This window comes from Burkholderia sp. KL41 (assembly GCF_057005415.2).
This window is the reverse complement of record NZ_CM189268.1, coordinates 38790-63104: the sequence shown is the minus strand read 5'-3', so window position 1 is coordinate 63104 and position 24315 is coordinate 38790. Positions and strand designations below refer to the sequence as shown.

The 24315-nt window shown below is 66.0% G+C and carries 22 protein-coding genes; 9 read left to right on the top strand and 13 right to left on the bottom strand.

What is annotated here, in order from left to right:
- Positions 1-271 precede the first annotated feature (271 nt).
- Positions 272-1198, top strand: coding sequence for an amidohydrolase family protein (locus PQB87_RS34350; RefSeq protein WP_489244777.1), 927 nt, complete (start codon positions 272-274; stop codon positions 1196-1198).
- 97 nt (positions 1199-1295) lie between these two features.
- Here PQB87_RS34350 and PQB87_RS34345 read toward each other — a convergent pair whose 3' ends face one another.
- The 8 genes from PQB87_RS34345 to PQB87_RS34310 form a co-directional block, all read right to left on the bottom strand.
- Complete coding sequence (locus PQB87_RS34345) at positions 1296-2564, bottom strand: MFS transporter (protein WP_489244775.1); 1269 nt, start codon at positions 2562-2564, stop codon at positions 1296-1298.
- A 352-nt stretch (positions 2565-2916) separates the two neighbouring features.
- Complete coding sequence (locus tag PQB87_RS34340; protein ID WP_233345725.1) at positions 2917-3783, bottom strand: alpha/beta fold hydrolase; 867 nt, start codon at positions 3781-3783, stop codon at positions 2917-2919.
- A gap of 14 nt (positions 3784-3797) precedes the next feature.
- Entirely contained in the window at positions 3798-5051 is a 1254-nt protein-coding gene (gene mhpT, locus PQB87_RS34335; RefSeq protein ID WP_489244773.1) for a 3-(3-hydroxy-phenyl)propionate transporter MhpT, read from the bottom strand.
- Positions 5052-5109: 58 nt separating this feature from the next.
- Positions 5110-6132, bottom strand: coding sequence for a 4-hydroxy-2-oxovalerate aldolase (dmpG, locus tag PQB87_RS34330; protein WP_311769280.1), 1023 nt, complete (start codon positions 6130-6132; stop codon positions 5110-5112).
- 15 nt (positions 6133-6147) lie between these two features.
- Entirely contained in the window at positions 6148-7095 is a 948-nt protein-coding gene (locus PQB87_RS34325) for an acetaldehyde dehydrogenase (acetylating) (RefSeq protein WP_059552805.1), read from the bottom strand.
- Positions 7096-7112: 17 nt separating this feature from the next.
- Entirely contained in the window at positions 7113-7901 is a 789-nt protein-coding gene (gene mhpD / locus PQB87_RS34320) for a 2-keto-4-pentenoate hydratase (protein WP_153491270.1), read from the bottom strand.
- Between the two features lie 4 nt (positions 7902-7905).
- Positions 7906-8859, bottom strand: coding sequence for a 3-carboxyethylcatechol 2,3-dioxygenase (locus tag PQB87_RS34315; protein ID WP_174415393.1), 954 nt, complete (start codon positions 8857-8859; stop codon positions 7906-7908).
- Position 8860: 1 nt separating this feature from the next.
- Positions 8861-10708, bottom strand: a complete 1848-nt coding sequence (locus PQB87_RS34310) for a bifunctional 3-(3-hydroxy-phenyl)propionate/3-hydroxycinnamic acid hydroxylase (protein WP_301861341.1) — start codon at positions 10706-10708, stop codon at positions 8861-8863.
- 164 nt (positions 10709-10872) lie between these two features.
- Here PQB87_RS34310 and PQB87_RS34305 point away from each other — a divergent pair, with 164 nt between their 5' ends.
- Positions 10873-11685 (top strand): DNA-binding transcriptional regulator, encoded by an 813-nt coding sequence (locus tag PQB87_RS34305; RefSeq protein ID WP_021160693.1) that lies wholly within the window; start codon positions 10873-10875, stop codon positions 11683-11685.
- 21 nt (positions 11686-11706) lie between these two features.
- Here the strand turns inward: PQB87_RS34305 and PQB87_RS34300 are convergent, their stop codons facing one another.
- A complete protein-coding gene (locus PQB87_RS34300; protein WP_111939585.1) occupies positions 11707-12303 on the bottom strand; it encodes a TetR/AcrR family transcriptional regulator in 597 nt (198 codons plus the stop codon).
- Between the two features lie 148 nt (positions 12304-12451).
- On the opposite strand from PQB87_RS34300, the gene PQB87_RS34295 reads away from it, so the two are divergent.
- The 6 genes from PQB87_RS34295 to PQB87_RS34270 all read left to right on the top strand — a co-directional run bounded on the left by PQB87_RS34295 (position 12452) and on the right by PQB87_RS34270 (position 19555).
- Entirely contained in the window at positions 12452-13471 is a 1020-nt protein-coding gene (locus PQB87_RS34295) for an alpha/beta hydrolase family protein (RefSeq protein ID WP_111939586.1), read from the top strand.
- Positions 13472-13567: 96 nt separating this feature from the next.
- Positions 13568-15421: an ABC transporter ATP-binding protein gene (locus PQB87_RS34290; RefSeq protein ID WP_489244771.1), complete on the top strand. Its 1854-nt coding sequence runs from the start codon at positions 13568-13570 to the stop codon at positions 15419-15421.
- Positions 15422-15545: 124 nt separating this feature from the next.
- Positions 15546-16058 (top strand): DUF4262 domain-containing protein, encoded by a 513-nt coding sequence (locus PQB87_RS34285; RefSeq protein WP_021160697.1) that lies wholly within the window; start codon positions 15546-15548, stop codon positions 16056-16058.
- Positions 16059-16300: 242 nt separating this feature from the next.
- Positions 16301-17473 carry a porin gene (locus PQB87_RS34280; protein WP_021160709.1) on the top strand — a complete coding sequence of 391 codons (1173 nt, stop codon included), beginning with the start codon at positions 16301-16303 and terminating at the stop codon, positions 17471-17473.
- 119 nt (positions 17474-17592) lie between these two features.
- Positions 17593-18237, top strand: coding sequence for a glutathione S-transferase family protein (locus PQB87_RS34275; RefSeq protein WP_222153987.1), 645 nt, complete (start codon positions 17593-17595; stop codon positions 18235-18237).
- 154 nt (positions 18238-18391) lie between these two features.
- Positions 18392-19555, top strand: a complete 1164-nt coding sequence (locus PQB87_RS34270; protein WP_489244768.1) for an acyltransferase family protein — start codon at positions 18392-18394, stop codon at positions 19553-19555.
- Positions 19556-19613: 58 nt separating this feature from the next.
- On the opposite strand, the gene PQB87_RS34265 is transcribed toward PQB87_RS34270, so the two are convergent.
- The 4 genes from PQB87_RS34265 to PQB87_RS34250 all read right to left on the bottom strand — a co-directional run bounded on the left by PQB87_RS34265 (position 19614) and on the right by PQB87_RS34250 (position 22764).
- Entirely contained in the window at positions 19614-20123 is a 510-nt protein-coding gene (locus PQB87_RS34265) for a hypothetical protein (RefSeq protein WP_489245162.1), read from the bottom strand.
- Positions 20124-20355: 232 nt separating this feature from the next.
- The gene (locus tag PQB87_RS34260) at positions 20356-20811 is read right to left on the bottom strand and encodes a sodium:proline symporter (RefSeq protein WP_489244767.1); all 456 of its coding nucleotides are present in this window, start codon (positions 20809-20811) and stop codon (positions 20356-20358) included.
- Positions 20812-20923: 112 nt separating this feature from the next.
- Complete coding sequence (locus tag PQB87_RS34255; RefSeq protein WP_027792169.1) at positions 20924-21592, bottom strand: hypothetical protein; 669 nt, start codon at positions 21590-21592, stop codon at positions 20924-20926.
- Positions 21593-21780: 188 nt separating this feature from the next.
- Complete coding sequence (locus PQB87_RS34250) at positions 21781-22764, bottom strand: LysR substrate-binding domain-containing protein (protein WP_489244765.1); 984 nt, start codon at positions 22762-22764, stop codon at positions 21781-21783.
- Between the two features lie 57 nt (positions 22765-22821).
- Between PQB87_RS34250 and PQB87_RS34245 the strand changes: the two genes are divergently transcribed.
- Complete coding sequence (locus PQB87_RS34245) at positions 22822-23721, top strand: DMT family transporter (protein WP_489244763.1); 900 nt, start codon at positions 22822-22824, stop codon at positions 23719-23721.
- The last annotated feature ends 594 nt before the right edge of the window (positions 23722-24315 follow it).

Sequence of the window (24315 nt, the reverse complement as noted above, 5' to 3'; positions counted from 1 at the left end):
CACCGGCAAAACTCCGGACAGCAAGAACGGGCAAGCGATCGGCATCGCTCCACCGCTCCCATGCCGTCGTCACGTTGATTTTCCCCGCATCGCCCCCCCATCGTCACCCTCCGTCGCGGTCGCCGACCGACACCGAAAGCGGTTTGTCGGTGCATTCCGTGCACACGCCGGAGAATAATTTGACGGTCCCGATGGCGTCCCTAGACTGGTGCGGAGGATCCACAGAGCGCGCGACGACCTCGCGTCGCGCCACACAAGCAGGAGATGCGACATGCTCACGAAAATCGATACACACCATCACATCGTGCCGCCAGCCTACGCAGCATGGCTGGAAAGTCGCGGCATCACGGCGGGAGGTCTTCCGATCCCGCACTGGAGCGAAGAAGGGGCGCTCGATCTGATGGAAGCGGAAGGTACGGCGACAGGCATTTTCTCGGTATCGACGCCGGGGGTCCATCTTGGCGATGACATCGAGGCGCGCGAGAAAGCACGTGAGGTCAACGAATTCACTGCCGCCGTTGTCTCGCGACACCCCGGCCGCTTCGGGTTCTTCGCGACGCTGACGCTACCGGATGTCGAAGGCGCAATCGCGGAAGCGACCTATGCGATGGATACACTCCGTGCGGACGGCGTGGTGCTGATCAGCAGCGTACGAGGCACGTACCTCGGTGATGAATCCTGGGCGCCGCTGTTCGAAGAGCTGAACCGACGTCAGGCAGTTGTCTTCATCCACCCTGGCGATCTACCCTGCGAGCCGGTGCCCGGGATTCCCCCGTATGCGGCGGACTTTCTTCTCGACACGACGCGGGCGGCGATCAACATTGCGAAAGCCGGTTGGCTTGAACGCTTTCCTGACGTGAAATTCATCCTGTCGCACGCAGGCGGGTTTGTCCCCTACGCAGCACAGCGAATTGCGCGTGTTGTGTCGCCCGACAACAGCACCGAGCGCGGCCTGGCGCGACTCAGGCGCTACTACTTCGACACGGCGCTCTCGAGCAGCCCCTACGCGCTACCGGCGTTGCTTGCATTCGCCGATCCATCCCGGATTACGTTCGGGAGCGACTGGCCGTATGCCAACAAGGACCGGTCGGTCGATTTCACCCGGATGCTCGAATCGTTTCCACTGGCGGAAGCGCAGCGACACGCGATTTATCGCGGTAACGCGGAACATCTATTCCCGCGACTGGCGGTGGGGTAAGAAAATGCTGGGGACGCCGGATGTCGGTGCCCCCGCTTTCTCGTGTGCGTCGACCCTGGGTCGGCAATGGATTCTTATCCGCTGCCGCCGCTTCCATTCAGGTATCGGCGCTCGCGAACCTGCCCTTCGGTTGACCTGATCGCAACGTGCGATATTTGCCGAGCGAGATGAGCAGCGCGCTTGCGATGACCAGCACGATCGGGGCAAGCCGGAGCGGTAACGCGTAGTTGCGATACAGGTCGAAGTAGCGGCCAGCCACGAGCGGGCCGACGACTGCGCCGAAACCGTAGCCTGCGAACGCGATGCCATAGTGAAGCCCGAAACGTCTCAGCCCCAGATAGGCGCGGACCAGGTAGGACAGCAAGTCCCCCTCTGCCCCTATCGCGAGGCCGATGCAGGCGCACGCGAGCAGCACGGATGGCAGGGACGCTGCGTTCATGAGCAGCAGGTACCCCAACGCGCCGGCGAGCAGGAAACCCGCGCCGACCAGCGGCGCATGCAGGTAATCGATCAGCGCACCGGAAATCAGGCGCCCGATGAGTATTCCGACGCCGATCAGCGACGCGCAGTTCGCCGCCGCCCCGGGCGACAACCCGCGATCCGCCAACAGCACCGGCAAATGCGGATTGAGCGAGAGCGTCGCACTCGAAGCGAGAAAGGCGACCACGACGATCGTGCCAAGCTTGACCGCCGAGAAGGTCTGTTCTGCGCCGGTGACGTCGACAGGGCGATCGTCCCTTCGCGGCCGCGGCGCCACCTTTCGTTCCCTGATCAGCGCATAGGCAACGAGCGAGCCCGCGAGCGACACGCACGCGCTGATCTGGTACGCGTGGCGCCACTGGAATGCGGCGATGAGATGCTGGGTGACCGTTGGCGTGGCTGCCGTACCCACACCCAGTCCGATCATTGCGCAACCCGTCGCAAGCCCGAGGCGCCGGTCGAACCACTGCGGAAGGATCGCAAGGTAGCCGAGCACGGACGTGGCGGCACCGGACACACCGATCACCAGCGATAGCGCAATCCACGCGCCAATGGAGCCGCTCTGCAGCCCCATGCATGCTACCGCAAGACTGAACGCGATTGCCGAGACGAGAATCACGCGGCGCACGCCGAAACGATCCATCAGCATGCCGATGAACGGGCTCGCCGCAGCGAGTCCGCCCATTGACGCCGCGTAGGACATGGCCGCCTGTTCCCGCGTCCAATGGAATTCACGCAGCACGACGGGCGCGAATACGCCGGCAGTCGCATTGAATACCGGGGCATAACCCAAAGCCATGCCGATTGCGGCCCCGGCGACGATGGTGGCGAGTTGCAGCTTGCTGGGTCCACTGGCACCTGCGCCCTCTCTGCGTGCTGCGCTCATGTCCGACTCCTTGTGAAGCTCGATGGGGTTGCCGGCGCGCGGTCATTTGGCCGGATACGCCGGATAACTGGCAAATGCGAAGGCAAGCAGGCGGCGTTCGATTGTGCAAACGATGGCGGCAACACTGTGATCAACCACCCGTAACAAGACTCGACGTGTGCTCATACGCACCGGACTCGACATCCGCGCCCTACCGGTTCTGTTGGGTGAAAGCCTTCAGAGACCGAACGGTACGTACGCATTCAGCGACTCGGGCGACTCGATGAACCCGGCTTCCCCGAACGTGCCGAGCCCACTGCCCCGCTTGCAGGAAAGAGGCGCGGCACCCGCGACAACCGCGAGTGCCTGCCACTCAATTTTGCAGAAAGTCGAGCACCATGCGATTGAATGCGTCCGCATGCTCCCACTGCGCCCAGTGCCCGCATCGCCCGAATACATGCAGGTGAGCATTCGGCATGCCCCACACGAGCCGCAGGCCCACATCCATCGGCACGAAACGATCGTCGCGCCCCCAGATCACGAGCGCGGGCGCCTTGATTTCGTTCAACCGGTGACCATAGTCGGGAAACTGCTTCGGATTGGCAGCCAGGCTTTTCACGAAGTTCTCGAGATGATCGCGCCGCGCCAACATGTTATCGAGCCGAGTCTGCATCAGCTCTTCGGTCATCGTGCTCGTGTCGTAGACGAACACGTTGAGCATCTTCTTCAGGTTCTCGAGCGTTGGGTTGCGATACAGCCCTTGCAGCAGCTTGATGCCTTCGGTAGGCATCGGCACAAACTGGCTCGGACCGCCCGTGCCGCCGCCCATCAGCACCAGCTTGCCGACGCGCTCCGGATACGACAGCGCGAAGGCCACCGCGCTATGCCCGCCCATCGAGTTGCCGACGAGATGCGCGCGCTCGATGCCGAGCTTATCCAGCACGCCCTTCAGCACACGCGCGTTGAGGTCGGAGCGCGAGCCGGTGCAGATGATCGAATCGCTCTTGCCCCAGCCGGGACAGTCGACGAGGATCACGCGATAACCCGCGTTCGCGAACGCGTCCACGTTGCGATGGAAGTTCGCCCAGCCGCTCGCGCCCGGACCGGAGCCGTGCAGCAGAACGAGCGTTTCCTTGCCCGCGCCGGTGTCGTTGTAGTGCACGCGCAGTTCCGTGCCGCCTTCCATCACGTTCACGAACCTGCTGGTCGCGGCCTCTGTATGAATCATGGTGTCAGTCATGTCGATGTCCTTCGTCAGATCGATTCGGTTCCAAGTGTGTGCGAGCCGTTGGCCGACTCGCGCGGAGATTTCGCGACCACGGCGAGCGCACCGAGCGCCGCGATCACGATGAGCGGAATGCTCGAGATCACGAGCATCGACGCGCTCTGGCCCAACGCCAGCAGTTGCCCGGCGATCAGCGGGCCGACCATCGAACCCACACGGCCGATGGCCACCGCTGCGCCGACGCCCGTGCCGCGCACCCGCGTCGGATACGTTGCACCGGCAAGCGCATACAGCACCGATTGCGTGCCAACGAGAAACAGCCCCGCCAGCAGGCCGCCCCATGCCATCGACACGCTGCCCGTCGCGCTGGCGAGCGCCAGCAACGCAATCGCGATGCCCGCATACATGCCGACCACGACCGGCCGCTTGCCCATGCGATCCATCAGCCCTGCGATCACGATCGCACCGACGCCGCCGCCGATGTTGAACATCATCTGCACGATGCTTGCCTGTACCGGTGTGAGGCCGCGCGAGAGCACCATCGACGGCAACCAGTTCATCAGGAAATACAGCACGATCAGCGTTCCCAGGTAGCTGATCCACAGCGCGATGGTCGTCACCGCGCGCCCGTCGCTGAAGAGCGCGCGCACGATGCCGTCCTTCGACTCGCGGGTCGCAGACTGGCTCGCCGCGACGAAGTGCGTCGACTCCTTCAGGAAGAGCGCCAGCAGCGGCAAGGTCAACAGCGGCCCGATCCCGCCGACATAGAAAATGTGCCGCCAGCCCTCAGCGCCCGGGCTGACGATGCCGATCACGGCCGCGAGCGCCGCGCCGAAAGGCATGCCGCAGTACATCGCGCCGACTGCCGTGCTGCGTTGTCCGGGCGCTGCCGCCTCCGCACACAGCGCGATCAGGTTCGGCATCGCAGCACCGAGACCGAGGCCCGTGAGAAAGCGCGCGACGAGCAGGCTCTGCAGATCCCACACCTGAGTCGTTGCAATCGAAAATATCCCGAACAGCGCGACCGACATAATCAGCACGCGCTTGCGGCCGATGCGATCCGCGAGCCTGCCGCCAATTGCCGCGCCCGGCAGCAGGCCGAGCGCGCCGATGCCGAATGCCCAGCCGAGCTGCGCGACCGCGAGATGAAACTCGCGTGCCATGCGCGGCGCGGCGATGCCGGTGGATTGCAGGTCGAGCCCCTCGAGGAGCGCGACCGCGAGGCCCAGGCCGATGGTGATGGCGCCGCCGGCGCGCGGGGGGGAAGCCGTTGACGTTTTCATTGATGTCTCCAGGTTGAACGATGCAGCGCTCTTCATGGCGCGTGGCATACCGAATGGTTCAGGCGCGTGCTTCGCGCTTCTTGAGATCGAGCGCGACGTCGACGATCATGTCTTCCTGGCCGCCCACCATGCGTCGCTTGCCGAGCTCGACGAGAATGTCGACGGCTTTCAGACCGTACTTCTTCGCCGCGATTTCAGAGTGCCGCAGGAAGCTCGAATACACGCCCGCATAACCGAGCGCGAGCGTTTCGCGGTCCACCCGCACTGGTCGGTCCTGCAACGGGCGGACGATATCGTCGGCCGCATCGAGCAGACGATAAAGATCGGTGCCGTGATGCCAGCCAAGGCGCTCGGCCGCCGCGATGAACACTTCGAGCGGGGCATTGCCCGCTCCCGCCCCCATGCCTGCCAGGCTCGCATCGATGCGGTCGCACCCCTCCTCGACCGCAACGATGGAGTTGGCCACGCCGAGGCTCAGGTTGTGATGGGCATGCATGCCCGTGTGGGTCTCGGGGCGAAGCACGGCCTTGAGCGCCCTGAAGCGCGCCCGGATGTCGTTCATGTTCATCGCGCCGCCGGAATCGACCACGTACACGCAGGTCGCTCCGTAGCTTTCCATCTTCTTCGCCTCGATAGCGAGGTGGTCAGGCGTGGTCATGTGGCTCATCATCAGAAAGCCGACGGTATCCATGCCGAGGCTGCGCGCATATTCGATGTGCTGCTTCGAAATGTCCGCCTCCGTGCAATGGGTCGCGACACGTACGACACGCGCGCCCGCGTCGTACGCGGCCTTCAGGTCGTGAATCGTGCCGATGCCGGGCAGCAGCAGCGTCGCGATTTGCGCGTGCTTCACCACATCGGCGACCGCCTCGATCCATTCCAGATCGCTATGCGCGCCGAAGCCATAGTTGAAGCTCGAGCCCTGCAAGCCATCGCCATGCGCGACCTCGATGCTGTCGACCTTCGCCTCGTCCAGCGCGCGGGCGATGTCCTGCACGTTCTGAATCGAATACTGATGACGGATCGCGTGCATGCCGTCGCGCAGCGTCACATCGGAGATATAGAGTTTCTTGTCCATGATCGGGTGCTCCTTGCTTCAGGCGTTCACGAGCGACGCAGCCATGCGCTCGGCCGTTGCCAGCGCGGCGGAAGTCATGATGTCGAGATTGCCCGCGTAGGCCGGCAGATAATGGGCCGCGCCTTCCACCTCGATGAAGATCGAGGTCTTGAGTCCGCTGAAACGGCCGAGTCCGGGGATATGCAACGGCGCAGCGGCGGGGATCTCGTCGAACTGCACGGATTGCTTCAGGCGATAGCCGGGTACATAGGCCTGGACCGCAGCGGCCATCTGGCCGACCGACGCTTCGATCTGCGCCCGGTCTGCCGCTTCGGACAGCACATAGACCGTGTCGCGCATCATGAGCGGAGGCTCGGCCGGGTTGAGCACGATGATCGCCTTGCCCTTTCCGGCGCCGCCGACCGCTTCGATCGCCTTCGACGTCGTCTCCGTGAATTCGTCGATGTTGGCGCGCGTGCCGGGCCCCGCCGACTTGCTGCTGATCGATGCGACGATCTCCGCGTAATGCACCTTTGCGACCCGCGACACGGCCGCGACCATCGGGATCGTCGCCTGTCCGCCGCACGTGACCATGTTCACGTTCGGCGCATCGAGATGCGCGTCGAGGTTCACCACCGGCACACAATACGGGCCGATGGCAGCGGGCGTCAGGTCGATCACGCGAATGCCGGGCTTGAGCGCGCGCAGGAACGCGTCGTTCTTCACATGCGCGCCGGCGGATGTCGCATCGAACACGAAGTCGATCTCGTCGAATACGGGCAGGCGCGCCAGCCCTTCCACGCCTTCATGCGTCGTCGCCACGCCGAGCCTCGCGGCGCGCGCGAGGCCGTCCGAGGCCGGATCGATGCCGACCATCGCCGCGACGTCGAGATGCCTGCCGCGACGCATGATCTTGATCATCAGGTCGGTGCCGATGTTGCCGGATCCGATGATCGCGGCTTTGCACCTCGTGTTGTCTGTTGCCATGGAAATGTCTCCGTCCGTCATTCGCTGAAACTGGCGCGCACACTGCCGAGCCCTTCAATATGCGCCGTATAAGTGCCGGCGGCCTTCACCGCGACCATCGGGCCGAGCGCACCCGTCAGCACGATCTCGCCCGCGCGCAGCGGCGTGCCGAGTCGAGCCATCCGGTCCGCGAGCCACGCAGCCGCATTCAGTGGATTGCCGAGGCACGCACTTCCATTGCCGCGTGAAAGCACTTCGCCGTCCTGCGTGAGCGTCATCGCGCAAGCGGTCAGATCGATATCGCGCAGCAGCACCGGGCGGCTGCCGAGCACGAACAGCGCACTCGATGCGTTGTCCGCGACGGTGTCGAAAAACCGGATATCCCAGTCGCGGATGCGACTGTCGACGACCTCGACCGCGGCGACCGCATAAGCGGTCGCCGAGATCAGATCCGCGAAGGTGTGCTTTTCGGCGGTCAGGTCGCGTTCGAGCACGAGTGCGATCTCCGCTTCGACCTTCGGCTGAATCAACGAGGCGAGCGGCATCGGCTGGCTGTCGCCGTAAGCCATCGACGCGAACAACGCGCCGAAGTCGGGCTGATCGACGCCGAGTTGCTTCTGCACCGCGGGCGAAGTCAGGCCGATCTTCCTGCCGACGACGCGCTCGCCGTTCGCTGCGCGCAATTCGTTGTTGATCTGCTGGATCGCGTAAGCGAGTGTCGCGTCACCTTCGGGACACGTCTCGCGCAGTGGCGCGATCGTCCGACGCGAGGCCTGCGCTTCACGCAGGCGCGCGGCCATCGAAAGAATGTTGCTGTCATCCGACATGGTTCTATCTCCTGGAAAGGGCCTGTTCTCGCGCGTGCATCGCGCCGAAGCCGGCGATCCATTCCGGAATCGCGCGGTAGTAATCGATCGATGCCGCGTAACGACCGCTCGCTGCAAGCGCACCGAATGCCGCAACCCACGTGCGGATCTCGTGTGCGGACTTGCCTGCCTCAAGCGTGATTGCTTCGTTCGTGAAGCCATCGGCGGCGGTGAGTTCACCGCGTTCGAGCAGTTCGAGAAACGCGCGGTCCCATGCTGGATTGAGCGGATGCAGCCGGCTGTCACCCGCAGCGAACGCCTTGGCCGCCGCGACGGTGCGGGATTGCCGCGCATCGCGCGACTCCGGTGACGGGTTGCGTCCCGCGATCAACCGTTCCGCGACGACATCGTCCGCGCCCGAGATTTCCGGCACCGGTGGCTCATGCGAAATGCCGCCCGAGCCGATCAGCAACACGCGCTTCGGCATGCGCGCGACGGCACCGCCAATCGCATCGCCGAGCAGCCGCGCGCGGCGGCACGACGCCATCGGCGGCGCAACCGAGTTGATGAACACGGGCACCACTGGATAGCGGTCGATGCCACCGGTGAGTACCTCGAGCGCCTGCGCGCAGCCGTGATCGACCTGCATGCGATACGAAACGGCGACGTCGATATCGCTCGCGAGCGCGGCATCGGCGAGCGCGAGCGCCACATCGCGCGCGACGGGCAACGGGCCGGCCGCGCTGCCGAAATCGCCGATGGCCGTTGCACTCACGCCGATGCAGAACTGCGGCATCACGTCGTAGAAAAATCCGTTGTAGTGGTCCGGCGCGAACACGATCACCAGTTCCGGATCGAACGCATCGACCCGCTCGCGTGCCGCGCGCTGCACCAGTTCGACTTCCGCGACGACTTTCGGACTGGGGTCGAAATACCCGTGCAAGGGCGTGTGCGACATGCATTCGAGATGAATCGGCATCTCAGGCCCCTACCAGGTCGGCGGCGTGCGCGAACGTCGCGCCGTTGGCCGTCGCGCCCGTTGCCATCACAAGCGACAGCCGTTGCGCAAGCTGCGACACGCAACCCGATACACATTGCGGCGAGCACATGCCGGCCACGAAGCGGTCGGGTCGCAACAGCACGACCGATTCGGGCACGCGCGCGAACCAGTCGCGCAAGCGCGAGTCGACATCGCCAACGGCGATCACGTCGTCAGGCACGTCATCTTGAAAGGCGAGCTGCGGGTCGGGCTTCGCGATCACGAAGCACCCCCCAAGCGCGTTCCAGATGCGGCGCGCCTCGGGCGTCAGGCCGAAAGTCGGGTCCGTGCCCCACCCCACGATCGCGAAACGGTTGCCGATCGCATCGTCGAGCCGGACGATGCTGCCATCCACCAGACGCACGCGTGGCTGGATGAACATGCGGCCCACCGGAGTGCCCGCCTGCGCATCGCGGCCGTGCACCATCCGCCCGATCAGCGATTCACGTTTCTCGCTCATCAAACCGACCAGCCTGCCGAACGCGCCGTGTCCGCGCTTCGCGATCATGCGCGCGAGCAGCCCTTCGGACCGCGCGCGTCGCGCCAGAAGCACGACGCCCTCTTCATAGCGCGGCATCGGCTTGAAGCGCATTTCGACGAAGTAACGCTTCAGGGAAGGCAGCATGTCGAAACAGCGCACGAACGCGTCGCGCACTTTCGATCCGAAGAAGCTCGTCGGCGCGAAGATATCGCCCGCGACTTCCGAGAGGTGGATCATCGAGCGCGCGTGGGCGCGCCGCTCAATCGTGTAGGTATCGAGCAGCGCGTCGTGCGCCGTGCCTTTCACGACCATCGCGAGCTTCCAGCCGAGATTGCTCGCGTCGCGAATGCCGCTGTTGTAACCCTGCCCCTGCCACACCGGCATGATGTGTGCAGCGTCCCCCGCGAGCAGGATGCGTTTGACGCGGAACGTGCTCGCGAGCCGCGCGTTGTGCGTATAGACCCGTCGGCGAATGTAGTCGACCTTGTCAGGATCGTCGACGACCCCGCGCACCAACGCCGCCATGTTCTCCGGCTTCGACAGTTCCTCCTCCGTCTCGCCCGGCATCACCATGAACTCGAAGCGCCGGATCCCGTGCGGCAGCGCCGCCGAAACGTAGGGACGCCGCGCGTCGCAATGCAAATAGACATGCGGAGAGCCGATCGGGTCGTTGCGCACGTCGATCACGATCCATTGATTCGGCTTCGTGCGGCCTTCGAACTGCACGTCGAGCGCGCGGCGCACAAAGCTGTTGCCGCCGTCCGCACCGACCATGTATGCGGCACGAATCGTCGTCTTCGCACCGTTCGCGTCTGTCACGTCGAGGGTCACCCCGCTCTCGTCCTGCACGAAGCTGTCGACGCTGTGGCCAAGCAGCGTCGATACATTCTCGAAGCGCCCGAGCCCCCTGTACAGAATCTGATCGGCGAGCGGCTGAATGAATGCATTGCGGCGTGGCCAGCCGAACTCGTCGGTGCGCGGCTCGATCGACGCGAAGCACTTCCCTTTCAGCGTGAAGCGCATCCAGTGATTCGGTGTGGTGTGCGGCAGCAGAGCGTCGACAAGGCCGACCGACTGGAATACGCGCAGTGCTTCGTCGTCGAGGCCGATGGCGCGCGGATAGTCGATGATCTGCGCGAGCTTCTCGATCAAGACGACGCGCACGCCCTGCAGGCCGAGAATGTTCGCGATCATCAGGCCGACCGGGCCCGCGCCGATGATGGCGACATCTGCGTCGATCGAACGGTGTGTCGTTTCGTGAGGATGAGCGCGGCCGTTGCCGGCCGCCGGTTCAAAGGCGGGGCGCATGCTTGTCTCCTGACTGGGCTTGTCCGATGTGCTGAACCGACGAAGCGCCTGGCTCTCGATCGTTCAGCTTATGAACGCAGTTTATGGATGGCGGATAACCCCCTCAACAAAATCTCCGGAATGTGCATAGAATGCACATGATTGATTTCAATGGGATTTTTTTCGTGACAACCTATACGAACGTGCGCGGACTGGCGCGCGGCCTCCAGGTACTGCGGGCTCTGAATGCGATGGAAGACGGACGCGCAACGAGTCAGCAGATCGCCGATCTGACCGGCCTGCATCGCACGACGGTGCGCCGCCTGCTCGAAACGTTGATGGAGGAAGGATTCGTGCGCCGCAGCACATCGGACGACAGCTTCCGCCTGACGCTCGCCGTGCGTTCGCTGAGCGAGGGCTTCACCGATACCGAGCGCATCGCCACCGTGGCGCCGCCGATCATGGGGCAGCTCCTGCAGCGCGTCGCGTGGCCATCCGATCTGACCACGCCCGATGGCGACGCGATGATCATCCGTGAGACGACGCATCGCTTCAGCCGGCTGTCGTTTCATCGCGCGATGGTCGGGCGGCGTTTGCCGATCTTGCTGACGGCTGCGGGCCGCGCCTACTTCGCAATGTGCCCCGACGAGGAGCGCGAGGACATTCTGGAACTGCTGCGCTCCGGTGCGGGCGGCGAAGAGCAACAGGCGTTCGCGAGAAACGATGCGCTCGTGCGCAAGCTGATCCGGCGTGTGCGAGAGGATGGTTTCGGCTCGAATCATGGGGACTGGACCGCACAGGCGAAGATCGGCGCGGTGGCGGTCGCGATCAGCGCGGACGAGCGCGTGATCGCGAGTCTCAATATCGTCTTCCTGTCGCGCGCGGTCAGTCTCGCAGATGCCACTCGCCGCTATGTGCCCGAGTTGCAAAAAACGGCGACCGAGATTGCCGCAGCGTTGAAGCTGGAACCAGGGACTCAGCCCCATCCATCGGCGTAAGCAAATCCACGGCAGCGATCCTCACTGCGGCTTCAACATCCGCTGAATGATCGTCCGCAACATCGCCCGGTGCGCGCGCGGCTTGAACCCCGGCTCGAACACCACGCGCCCGACCGCGCCTTCCGCGAGCGCGAGCAGCCACGTCGCGACAAGATCGGGCTTCAGGCTTGCGTCGATCTTCCCTTGCACCACGCCGCGCTTGATCAGCGCGACCATCCGCCCTTTCACCTGCGCCTCGTTCGCCGCGAACAGCGCGGCGACGTCCGGATTGCGCGTCGCCTCCGCCGCGGTCTCGACGCAGATGCGCGCATAGACGGGATCGCTCGACAGTTCCATCAACGTCAGTGCGATCTCCTCGATCGCCGCCAGCGCGTCGTCGGCGTCCGCATGCCGCGCGAACAGTTCGGCCATCTCGCGCTGGTCGTCCTGCGCGACTGCCTCGATGATCGACGCCTTCGTCGGGAAGTAGTGGAACAGGTTGCCGGGACTCATGCCGGCCGCCTTGCAGATCGCGGCCGTGGACGTCGCATGGAAGCCGTCGCGCGCAAAACAGTCGATCGCGGCATCCAGGATCTGGCGCCGCTTCGCTTCCACTCTTTCAGGGTCGATCTTTCTCAACAGGCACTCCGTACTCGACGATGACTCGAATCTTTATTAGACTGATTAATCGATCTATTATCGTGGCGACGTCCGGCAGGCGTCAAGGCAGCGTGCCCCCGCACATGCCGCCTGCGGCATCCGCTCACGCCACCGCACCGAGGGCCTCTTGAAACGAATCGTCATCGCCGGCATCGCGCTCGTCCTGTTCGTGCTCGTCGTGGCCGGTGCGCTCGTGCTGCGCGGCCTCGCCGACTTCGAGCTGAAGGGCGCGAACGTGTCGTCGCTCACGTTCCGCGCCAACGGCGCCGACCTCGTCGGCACGCTCGCGCTGCCGGCCCATGCGCCCGGCGCGCCGATCGTACTGCTCGTGCACGGTGACGGGCCGCGCACCCGCTTCTCCGACGACGCGATGCTGCCGCTCGTCAACAGCCTGCTCGACGCCGGCATCGGCGTGTTCGCATGGGACAAGCAGGGCACCGGCCGCAGCGGCGGCGACTGGCTCGCGCAGTCGATGCAGGATCGTGCGAACGAAACGATCGCCGCGATGGCGCGCGTGCGCGCCGTCGTCGGCCCCGCGCACAAGATCGGCCTGCTCGGCTTCTCGCAAGGCGGCTGGGTCGTGCCGCGCGTCGCGAATGCGGTGCGGCCCGCGTTCTCGGTGATCGTCGGCGGCGCCGTCAGCTGGCGCCGGCAAGGCACCTACCTGACGCGGCAGCAGCTCCAGGCAACGGGCCTGCAGCCGGATCGAATCGATGCGACACTGGCCGCCGAGCGGCGCGACAACGACGAAATCTTCGGTCGGACGGACGTACCGGCCGATCCGAGCCGGCGCCCCGATATCGAGCCGCGCCGTTTCGGCTTCATCGCACGCAACTACCTGGAGGATTCGTCGCAGGCGCTCGCGACGATGCAGGGGCCCGTGCTGGCCATGTGGGGCGCGCGGGATCGCAATGTCGATCCGGTCGACGAGGCGAATGCCTACACGCATGCCTTCGCGAACCGGCCCGACCGGCGCGTGGTGGTCGTGCCCGGTGCGACGCATGGGTTGCTGCGCGCCGGCTGGTTCGACTACCAGCTCGAGTCCGACTGGCCGACGTGGAAGACATGGCTGTACATGGCGCTCGGCCGCCATGCGTATGCGCCCGGCACGCTCGCCCCGATCGAGGCGTGGATCCGGTCGCAGTGAACACGTGTGCAGTACCGCGGCGCCGCGAAGGCGCCGCACCTGAAACAGGCAATACGGCCGCGCCGGCTGGCGTGGCCGCATCAAGGAGAGGTTTCAATGTTTTCGTGGTTTGAACGGCGCCTGCCGACTTTCCCGCTCGAAGATCCCGTCACGCCGCCGAAGGGATTCTTCTCGTTCGTCTGGGCGTGCACGAAAGGCGCGCGCAGCTGGATCCTGCTGATCGCGTTGACGTCGGCCGCGCTGGCCGCCTACGAAGCCGCGCTGTTCGCGATGATGGGCCGCGTGGTCGACTGGCTCGCGTCCGCGACGCCGGCGGATTTCGGCGGCCGGCACTTCGGCACGCTCACCGGTTTCGCGGCGATCCTCGCCGGCAGTGCCCTGCTGATCGCGCTGCATACGATGGTCAAGCACCAGGTGCTCGCGATCAACTTCCCGATGCGGCTGCGCTGGCTGTTTCACCGGCTGATGCTCGACCAGAGCCTGTCGTTCTACGCGAACGAATTCGCGGGCCGCGTGACGACCAAGATCATGCAGACCGCGCTCGCGGTGCGCGACGCGCTGTTCATGTCGGTCGACGTCGTGATCGGCGTCGCCGCGTACCTGATCGGCATCCTCGCGCTCGCCGCCAGCTTCGACTGGCGGCTGATGATCCCGCTCGTGCTGTGGGCGCTTGGCTACGGCGCGGCGTGCGCGTATTTCGTGCCGCGCCTCGGTGCGGTCGGCAGCCGGCAGGCCGATGCACGCGCGCTGATGACGGGCCGCATCACCGACGCGTATTCGAACATCACGACCGTGAAGCTGTTCTCGCACACGCGGCGGGAAGCCGACCACGCGCGGCGCGCGATGGAGGCATTCAAGGCGACCGGCGACGCGCAGATGCGCCTCGTCAGCGCGTTCGAGGTCGTCAATCACCTGCTGTCGACGCTGCTGCTGGTCGGCTCGACCGGCCTCGCGCTGTATCTGTGGATGCACGGCGAGGCGAGCGCGGGCGTCGTCGCGGCGGTGATCGCGATGGCGCTGCGACTGTCGAGTTATTCGCACTGGATCATGTGGGAGATGACCGAGCTGTTCGAGAACGTCGGCACGATCCAGGACGGCATCAACACGCTGACGAAGGTGCGCAGCGTGGTCGACGCGCCCGATGCGAAGCCGCTTACGGTGCAGCGTGGCGGGATCGTGTTCGACAACGTGCAGTTCGCGCACGAGGACAACGACCGTGCCGTGTTCGACGGGTTGAACCTGACGATCCGGCCCGGCGAGCGGATCGGCCTGATCGGCCGCTCGGGTGCCGGCAAGTCGACGCTCGTGAACCTGCTGCTGCGCTTCTACGACGTGGGCGGCGGCACGATCCGGATCGACGGGCAGGACATCGCGCACGTCACGCAGGACAGCCTGCGCGGCGCGATCGGGATGGTCACGCAGGATACGTCGCTGCTGCACCGGACGATGCGCGAGAACCTGCTGTACGGGCGCCCCGACGCCACCGAGCGCGAGATGCGCGATGCGGCCGTGCGCGCGGAAGCGTCCGAATTCATCGACCGGCTGCGCGACCGCCACGGCCGCAGCGGCTACGACGTCGAGGTCGGCGAACGCGGCGTGAAGCTGTCGGGCGGCCAGCGGCAGCGCGTCGCGATCGCACGCGTGATGCTCAAGGACGCGCCGATCCTCGTGCTCGACGAAGCGACCAGCGCGCTCGATTCCGAGGTCGAAGTCGCGATCCAGCGCAGCCTCGACGGACTGATGAGCGGCAAGACGGTGATCGCGATCGCGCACCGGCTGTCGACCATCGCGGCGATGGACCGGCTGATCGTGCTCGACGAAGGGCGCATCGTCGAGGAAGGCACGCACCAGCAACTGCTGCAGGCCGGCGGCATCTATGCGGCGCTGTGGGCGCACCAGAGCGGCGGGTTCCTCGGTGAAACGGCGGAGGTGGAGAAGGCGGAGCAGTAGGCGGGACCGCTTTGGCAGCATGGCGCACGGCGATCGCCGGCCGGTTCGGCCACGGTCGCATTCCCGCCGGCGGGATGCCGGCCCCCGGCTTCCCGCCGCCCGACGCAGATCCAAGGAGCCCCGCATGACCACGCGACCGGATATCGCCACCGCGCTCGACGCGCCCGATTCGGTGCTCGAGGAAGACGAGCAGCGATTCGTGCAGCGGATTCGTCAGCACGGGTGGTTCCGCACGGAAGTGTTCGCGGAAGGGGACGCACCCGGGTTTTCTTTCACGACCGGGCTGTGGGTCAACCACGGTTTTCCGGAACTCATCGTGTTCTCGATGCCGGCGCGCATCGTCCATGACGTGCTGTGGGACGTCTACCGGATGGTCGCAGCCGGCACGCCGCCGCCGGTCGGCGAAGTCACGGATGCCGTCTTCGGCAACGCGAACGCACTGCTGATGCCGGTCGAGAAGGCGCACTACGAAGCCCATCTCGGCTGGAACCGCTGGTTCTACGGCAACGACGAGTTCCCGTGCGTGCAGTTGCTGTGGCCCGACCGCGACGGGGTTTTTCCGTGGCAGCCGGAAGCGGACGACGCGTTGAACGCCGCGCAGCCGCGCCTGTTCGGAGCCGGCAACCAACACCACTGACCCGCGCGCAGGATCGCGCGCACAGTGAACGCCCTGCAGCCGACGTCGCGATGCGCATGTGCGCATCGTTCATCCAGCGTATGACGCATAACGTCCCCATGCACCGGCCACCGGCCGGTTGCGCGCGCATCCATCTCCGCGCCGCCTCATAACGATCCGACAATTTATTGGTTCCCTCGACGATGTGCTGTCCGTATCGTTCACCGACTCGTCAGACCAATCGACCAACGGGGAATCCAACAATGAAACCAGTCCGTTCATTCGCACTGCTCGCGCTGCCGGCCGCGCTCTTCGCCGCCGGCGCCCACGCGCAAAGCAGCGTCACGCTGTACGGCATCGCCGATGCGGGCATCGCCTATGTCCACAACGCGCAGAACGCGAACGGCAGCAATGCGTCGAGCCTCGTCAAGTTCAGCAGCGGCAACCTGTCCGGCAGCCGCTGGGGGCTGCGCGGCACCGAGGATCTCGGCGGCGGCCTGGCCGCGCTGTTCCAGCTCGAGAACGGCTTCAACATCGGCACGGGCGCACTCGGCCAGGGCAGCCGCGAATTCGGCCGCAAGGCCGTCGTCGGCCTCGCAAGCAGCACGTACGGCACCGTCACGCTCGGCCGCCAGTACGATCCGGTCGTCGACCTCGTGCAGGGCCTCACTCAGGACAACTACTTCGGCGGCGTGTTCGCGACGCCGGGCGACCTCGACAACTACGACAACAGCCTGCGCGTCAGCAATTCGGTGAAATACACGAGCCCGCTGATCTCGGGCTTCCAGTTCGAGGGCCTGTACGGCTTCGGCGGCGTCGCGGGCGCCACCGGCAGCGGCCGCACGTACAGCTTCGGCGCAAGCTACGCGAACGGCCCGCTGTCGCTCGGCGCCGGCTTCTTCTACGCGAACGGCGGCTCCTCGGTCGCGAACGGCGTGCGCACGTGGTCGAGCAGCTCGGACACACTGTTCAACACCGTGATCAACCAGGGCTTCTCGAGCGCGAAGTCGATCCAGATCGTGCGTGTGGCCGGCCAGTACGTGGCCGGGCCCGCCACCTTCGGCCTCGCGTATTCGAATACGCAGTACGGCGCGGACACGCTGTCGGCGTTCAGCCAGAACGCGAAGTTCAACAACGGCTCGGCGTTCTTCAACTGGCAGTTCTCGCCTGCGCTGCGCGCGGGTGTCGGCTACAACTACACGTCGCTGACGGGCCCGTCTTCCGCGCACTACAACCAGGTCAACCTCGGCGCGGACTACGCGCTGTCGAAGCGCACCGACCTGTATGCGCTGTTCGGCTACCAGAAGGCGAGCGGCAACACGCTCAACGCGAACGGCGCGGTCGTGAAGGCCGCCGCGTCGGTCGGCTCGTACGGCGTGAACTCCGGCACCGATACGCAGGAACTCGCGATCGTCGGGATTCGCCACAAGTTCTGATCGCGTCGCCGCCAGGCGACGACAGCGACGGACGACAGCCGGCAGGCGCGCACCGCGGTGCGCGCCTGCGGCGTTTACACTGTCCGCGTTCATGTTCCGCACGACACAAGGAGGCCGGCATGCTGACCGTATGGGGGCGCCGCAATGCATTCAACGTCCAGAAGGTGATGTGGCTCGTCGACGAGCTCGCGCTCGCGCATCGGCACGTGCCGGCCGGCGGGCAGTTCGGCGTGCTCGACACGCCCGGTTTTCTCGCGATGAACCCGCACGGGCGCGTGCCCGTGATCGACGACGGCGGCACGGTCGTCTGGGAATCGCACAGCATCCTGCGCTACCTCGCCGCGCGTTACGGGCGCCCCGGTTTCTGGCACGACGATCCGGCCGAACAGTCGCGCGCCGACCGCTGGATGGACTGGTCGCAAACCACGCTGCAGCCGACGTTCCTGACCGGCGTGTTCCGGGGCTTCTACCGGACGCCGCCCGAGCAGCGCGACACGGCGCGCGTCGAGCAAAGCATCGCGCAGTGCGCGCAATACTTCCGCACGCTCGATGCGGTGCTGGCCGGGCAACCGTTTCTCGCGGGCGATACGCTCACGCTCGCCGACATCGCGGCCGGCACGCATCTGTATCGCTATTTCGAGCTCGACATCGCCCGGCCGGACCTGCCGCACGTGCAAGCGTGGTACGAACGGCTGAAAGCGCGGCCCGCGTATCGCACGCACGTGATGATTCCGTTCGACGACCTGCGCGGCAAGCTCGACTGAGCGGGCGCCGCGCCAACGGCGGCACGGCTTGTTGGAAGGTTGTAAGAACAACGGTGTAGGGTGCCGACCTGTACGCCCGCCGGATTCGCATGCGTCGTCGCGACCAGGATCGTCGCCAGGCGGGTCATCGCTGACCAACCACGCAGGCAACGTGATGAGCGCTCAGGACGTCCCGGTCGACTTCGCTTCTCGGCAGGACACGGCGGCAGCCGTCCATCGAAACGCCGGCCTCGACGCGTTGCGCGCGTGCCTGACGTTGCTGGTGGTCTTTCACCACTGCGCGATCACATACGGCGCGCTCGGCGGGTGGTACTACCACGAGGTGGCTGCCGGCCCGTCCGTGGAATCCGCACTGCTGACGCTCTTCTGCGCGATCAACCAGGCCTTTTTCATGGGCCTGTTCTTTTTCCTGGCCGGCTATTACACGTCGCCATCCATCGATCGAAAGGGCGTCGCCCGTTTCCTCGCCGACCGGTTCATCAGGCTCGGCCTGCCTCTGCTCGTGTACGGCTTCGTGATCGGCCCGGCAACGATCGCCCTGGCGCAATCGGGCGCAGGCCACCCGTTCGCGGATACGCTGGGCCGCCTGTGGCGCAAAGGCACGTTCGAGAACGGCCCGATGTGGTTCGCCGAGGCGCTGCTGATGTTCAGCGCAGCTGCAGCGCTCTGGCACATCGCCTTCCGGCGCACCGTGGCGCGCGATACAAACCGCCCCGCCCGCAACCCCTTTCCGTCCGACAGGACGTTGGCCGCCGCGGCGTTGCTCACGGGTATCGCGGCACTGGCGTTGCGGTCCCGATGGCCGGTAGGTATCAACGTATGGGGGCTGCAGCTCGGCTACTTCGCGAGCTACGTCGTGTTGTACGCAGCCGGGTGCCGGACCGCGCGCGTGCACTGGATCGAGCATCTGCCGGCACGGCAGGTCAGACTGTGGTGGCGCATCGCACTGCTGGCACTCCCTGTCCTGCCGGTCGCTTACCTGCTCGCCAAGCACGTTCCTGCATTGCGCGGCCGCCCGCAGGAGGTGATCTACGCATTCTGGGAGCCGCTGGTCGCGTGGGGAACGAGCCTGTTTCTTGCCAGCCGTTTCCAGCGGCGCTTCGATCGACTGACGGGCGCATGGCGGTCGCTGTCCCGGCGCGCGTACACGATCTACATCATCCATCCCCCGGTGCTGGTGGGTATCGCCCTCGTATGGCGAACCGTGCCGGTGTCCCCGTTCCTGAAATTCGCCGTGACCGGCAGTGTCGCTTGCGTCACGTGCTACCTGATTGCCGGCCTCCTGCTCCGGGTGCCGAGACTCGCGTCGATCCTGTAAGCGCACCGATGCCTGACGCAGCTGGAAGAAGGCGCACGATCAAGCCGGAAATGCGAGCCTAATGTCGCCGCATGCCCCCCGCCCCGCCCATGCCGCCGAACGCATGCATTCCGCCGAATTCGCGATGCGCGCCGACCGGGAACGCGCCATGGTGAAAACCGGCGCCGATCGGCACGCCGAAGCGGCGATGTTCCATCCCGTTGACGTGAACGACCGGATCGAAATGGTGGAAATGATGGAAGTGGTGGAAACGATCGATGAAGACGAAGCCCACGCCCGCGCCGATGAAAAGCGGCGGCCCCCAGTACCCCAGGTCGGCATACGGGTAGTCCACCGCCGGATACCATAAAACACTACCATCGGGACTCTGCACGAACTGCCATGTGCCGTCGTCCTGCAGGCACGCACGCCCCACGATTTGCTGGTCCGTGCCGTCGATGTTCGCTCGCGCGACGACTGCACGGCAGTTGGCCGTGTCGTCCGCCAGATCGTCGTACGTTTGCGCGAGGACCGCCGCGGAACAGCCGAGACAGACGATACCTATCCCGGATCGAAACAAGTTGCACATGATCGGCTCCTGATTGCCCCCGACCACTCGATCGCGTGGCGCCGCTGACGGCGCCCGACACATCGGATTGCTCACGCACGATTCACCACGCGACGGTAACGCGCCGCCGCTACGTAAAGGGTCTCCTGCCGGCTAAACGATGCGGCATGCCTGCTTATTCCAGGGGTCTGGTGCGATTGATCAACGCGGTAACCTTCGACAGTCGATGCCACGGCTGGCGGCTGGCGCCGGCCTAGCGCCTCGCGAAGCGGTAGGCCGCCGCCGCGCTGATCCCGAATACCAGATGGGCCACCAGCGTGATCGCACCTCGGACCGGAATGAACCACGGGAAGATCGCGGTGAAGGCGTACAGGTTGACGCCGAACAGGATGAGGCCGAACGCGCCGCCTGCGAGTAGCGCGGCCGCGAGCGACAGGGTGCGGATCGTTTTCACCAGCACCGCCGCATAGACCAGCGACAGCACCAGATGCACGAGGGTCGCCACCGCCATGACCAGCGGATCGAAGCCGGCGGACGCGTCGAGCACGCGGCGCCCCATCACGATGGCGGCCGTGAGGCGTGCGTCGCGCAGCAGGTTCCCGATCGCATCATCGCCGGCGATCGGCCAGAGCAGCAGCTCGACGACGGTCGAGCCGACCGCCGCGGCGAACGCCGTCCAGAGAATCGGGACGACACAGGCGCGTTTCAACTGGCACCCCCGGCGCAACCAGCCGAGGAATCGAGGCAGCGTGTGCCGCCCCCGCTCCGGCGCCGGTCGGGCAGCATGTGCCCGCGATGCCGAACCGGGCAGCCACGCAACGTCACGACGCCCGTTCGCAATCCGTCCAGTAAGCGAACGGATCGCGATGTTTCGGATAGTTTTCGTCCAGCCATTTCAGCAAGGTCGCCCGTGCGTTGTCCATGTCGGCTTTCAGCGACGAGGTCGTCAATTCATGCACTTCGACGGACTTCTCGCGATCGACCACGAAGCAGTTCCAGTCGGGGCCGTCGAGATCCGGATCGTCGGACGCCTTCGACGACTTGCCCCAGCCGAACCCCTTGCGTGCGTCGATGTAGTACCGCGGATGCACTTTCAGGTACGACATCTCGCCGCCCTGCAGGCTGCTCTCCGCGCGCAGCACGTCGTGCCCGTCGACGATCTGCGTGACTTCCGGAAGCCGGCGCGCTCGCCATCCGGCGGGCAACGTCGCGATGGCCTTGACGCTGTCGTACATCCCCCAATCCAGCCCCCACGCTTCGGCCATGCGCTTCATGAATGCGTCCGCATTCGGATAACCGCGCAGCTGAATCCGGGTCGACAGCGTGACTTCGATCCCGCCGCGCACGCCCGTGCCGGCGGATGCCTCGTTTGCGTTCGCTTCGAACGGGTTGCCGGGACGCGACGCGCGCGTCTCGTCCGTGGGCGCCATGCCCGAAAACAGCTGGTCGAGCGCTGCACGCGCTTTCGACGATTTGTCCGGCCTGTTCATTGTTGACCTCGCTTGCACCCGCACGGGTGCATACATTTTCGATTTTCGTTCATCTCTCCACCTTATCGTTTTTCGCGGACGCATTGTCGTCGATCCGGCGCCGCCGGCCTAGTGCCTCGAATCGCACACCGCGTCCTTCGCACCAGCCGGCCCGCCGCGGCGGGTCGCCACGACCATTTCCATTTCGCTCACTTGCCGGCCGCCACCGCCGCCCGCATCCGCTCCATCAACGCCAGCACCTCAGGCCGATTCTCCCCCTTCGCGTGCACGAAGTAATACCGGAGCACCGAATCGACCTCGTGGCGGCTCACGCGCACGAGTTCGCTGCGCTTGAGATAGGCGTCGGCAAGCGGTACGCGCGCCAGCGCCACGCCGAGCCCGGCCTCGGCCGCGGCCAGCACGAGGTTGTAATCCTCGAACCGGCGGTCCTGCGCGCGCGGCTTGAACGGCACGCCCAACGCATCGAACCACGTGCGCCAGCCGGTCACATCGGAATCGTGCAGCAACGGCATGTCGAGCAACGCGGCATCGCCGCGCCGGCGGCGCTCCGCAGCCAGTTGCGCGGCGAGCCGCGGATGCGCGACCGGATAGAGCCGCTCCGGCATGAACGCACGGGTTTCGAGCTGGCGCCAGTTGCCGCGCCCGTACCGGACCGACAGGTCCGCTTCGCCGCCGGCGATATCCACGTTGCGAAGATCGATGCCGAGTTCGATCTGCAACGCGGGTGCCTCGCTCTCGAGCGCATGCTGCCGCTCGAACAGCCACAGCTGCGCGAATGCCGGCACCACGCTCATCCTGACCAGTCGCGGCGCGCGCGGCGAACGCCACTGATCGGCCGCACTGTCGATGATCGAGAACGCCTGTTCGATCCGGCCGACGAAGCGCTGCCCGTCCGGCGTCAGGCGCACGCCGCGCGCATGACGTTCGAACAACTTCAGGCCGAGCCAGTTTTCAACGGCGGCCACCCGCCGGCTGATCGCGCCGTGCGTCACGCCGGAGACGTCGGCGGCGGCCAGGAACGAACCCTCGCGCGCGACCGTGCACACCGTCTCCAGGCTCGCGAGCGGCGGCCGCGACCCCGGCGCCGGCGCCGCGGCGGGCAACGCCGCGCCACGCTTCGCGCGGGCTGAAGCGCCGGCCGGCCGCCGGCTCGAGCTGTGAATCATCTTCATATCTGGATGCTGATCTGTGCGCTAGCTTAACATCTCGCGACGCCGCATCATCGCCGCATGAACACACTCTCCACACCGTCGTCGCGCGCTGCGCGGCAGCCGCTGGTCGCGGCCGGCGCGGTCGCCTTCACGATCGTTTCGTGGGCGTCCGCTTTCCCGTTCATCCGGATCGGCCTGCATGGCCTGACCCCGCTTCAGCTCGCGGCGGCACGCTTCGCCACCGCGGCCGTGCTGATCGTCGCGTGGCTGGTGGCGCGGCGGCCGCGCGTGCCGACCCGGAGCGATGCGCTGCGCTTCCTGCTGTGCGGCTTTCTCGGCATCGCGCTGTACAACGCGCTGCTCAATACCGGCGAGCAGACCGTGTCGGCCGGCGCGGCGAGCTTCATCGTGAACACCCTGCCGATCTTCACGGCCCTGCTGGCCGCCGTGTTTCTCGGCGAGCGCTTCAATCGCTGGGGCTGGCTCGGCTCGCTCGTCAGCCTCGCCGGCATCGCGGTGATCGCGCGCGGGCAACCGGGCGGCCTCGTCCTCGGCGCGGGCAGCACGCTGATTCTCGGCGCGGCCCTGTGTTCGGCCAGCTATTTCGTGCTGCAGCGGCGGCTGATTCCGGTATACGGCGCGCTGGCGTGCACCGCTTACACGCTGCTGGCCGGCGCGCTGCTGCTCGCGCCGTGGCTGCCCGGCGCACTCGGGGCACTGGGCAGCGGGTCGCGCGACACGACGCTGGCCGTCCTGATGCTCGGCATCTTCCCGGCCGCGCTGGGTTACGCGACCTGGACCTTCGCACTCGGCTACTTCGGCGCGGCGCGCGCCGCCAACTTCCTCTATCTGACGCCGGCGGTCGCGATGGCCCTGTCGATGGTCCTGACGGGCGAGCGGCCCGGGATCGAGACGGTATGCGGCGGCCTGCTGGCGATCGCCGGCGTGATCTTCGTGGCGTTGCGCGGACGCGCTTAGGCGCAACGCCGCATCGGGCCGGCACAGCCAGCCCGACGATCCGCAAGCGAACCGGTCGGATGAACCCCGGCATCTGCAAAGCCGATCGGATGGCGCCGACTGTCGACTCGCGCCAGTTCGCCAGCGCCGCCGGGGCTTGACCGTTAGTTGCATCAATAGGGGCATCGATCCCGATGAAACCCGGCAGCTCAACCGGACGCGCAATCACAACCGTCCAAACTGTGCAGACAAATCGACCGAACAGTTCCGGATTGACCGCGCATCAGTGTCCATGGCTTCGCCCCGGCCGTCGGCCGAATAATGGATGCGGCCGTAAGGCCGTCGACAGCGAATCGCAATCCATGGCGTGCCGCGGCGCACGATTTCCGGCGTCCGGCGCCTTCGGATTTCGGGCGCCGGCCTTGCCGCGCCCGCCCCGTGGCGCGATTCGCTGCAGCGCGCAAAATCGGCTTCATATATATTCATACGAATTGCACGTTGTCAGGCCCCGGCCCGCTCATCCGGGCATCACGCCGACGGGCAGGACGCGATGCAAGTGAAGCCCATGATGGGTATGGAGACTCGTCCGATCGCCCCGGCCTCGCCGTCGGACGG

Coding starts and splice junctions, on each gene's coding strand:
- PQB87_RS34265 (WP_489245162.1), bottom strand. CDS start 20,123: ATGTGCAACTTGTTTCGATCCGGGATAGGTATCGTCTGTCTCGGCTGT.
- PQB87_RS34245 (WP_489244763.1), top strand. CDS start 22,822: ATGAACACACTCTCCACACCGTCGTCGCGCGCTGCGCGGCAGCCGCTG.
- PQB87_RS34310 (WP_301861341.1), bottom strand. CDS start 10,708: ATGCGCCCCGCCTTTGAACCGGCGGCCGGCAACGGCCGCGCTCATCCT.
- PQB87_RS34325 (WP_059552805.1), bottom strand. CDS start 7,095: ATGGCAACAGACAACACGAGGTGCAAAGCCGCGATCATCGGATCCGGC.
- PQB87_RS34345 (WP_489244775.1), bottom strand. CDS start 2,564: ATGAGCGCAGCACGCAGAGAGGGCGCAGGTGCCAGTGGACCCAGCAAG.
- mhpD (WP_153491270.1), bottom strand. CDS start 7,901: ATGTCGGATGACAGCAACATTCTTTCGATGGCCGCGCGCCTGCGTGAA.
- PQB87_RS34285 (WP_021160697.1), top strand. CDS start 15,546: ATGACCACGCGACCGGATATCGCCACCGCGCTCGACGCGCCCGATTCG.
- PQB87_RS34255 (WP_027792169.1), bottom strand. CDS start 21,592: ATGAACAGGCCGGACAAATCGTCGAAAGCGCGTGCAGCGCTCGACCAG.
- PQB87_RS34280 (WP_021160709.1), top strand. CDS start 16,301: ATGAAACCAGTCCGTTCATTCGCACTGCTCGCGCTGCCGGCCGCGCTC.
- PQB87_RS34270 (WP_489244768.1), top strand. CDS start 18,392: ATGAGCGCTCAGGACGTCCCGGTCGACTTCGCTTCTCGGCAGGACACG.
- PQB87_RS34340 (WP_233345725.1), bottom strand. CDS start 3,783: ATGACTGACACCATGATTCATACAGAGGCCGCGACCAGCAGGTTCGTG.
- PQB87_RS34315 (WP_174415393.1), bottom strand. CDS start 8,859: ATGCCGATTCATCTCGAATGCATGTCGCACACGCCCTTGCACGGGTAT.
- PQB87_RS34250 (WP_489244765.1), bottom strand. CDS start 22,764: ATGAAGATGATTCACAGCTCGAGCCGGCGGCCGGCCGGCGCTTCAGCC.
- PQB87_RS34290 (WP_489244771.1), top strand. CDS start 13,568: ATGTTTTCGTGGTTTGAACGGCGCCTGCCGACTTTCCCGCTCGAAGAT.
- PQB87_RS34350 (WP_489244777.1), top strand. CDS start 272: ATGCTCACGAAAATCGATACACACCATCACATCGTGCCGCCAGCCTAC.
- mhpT (WP_489244773.1), bottom strand. CDS start 5,051: ATGAAAACGTCAACGGCTTCCCCCCCGCGCGCCGGCGGCGCCATCACC.
- PQB87_RS34275 (WP_222153987.1), top strand. CDS start 17,593: ATGCTGACCGTATGGGGGCGCCGCAATGCATTCAACGTCCAGAAGGTG.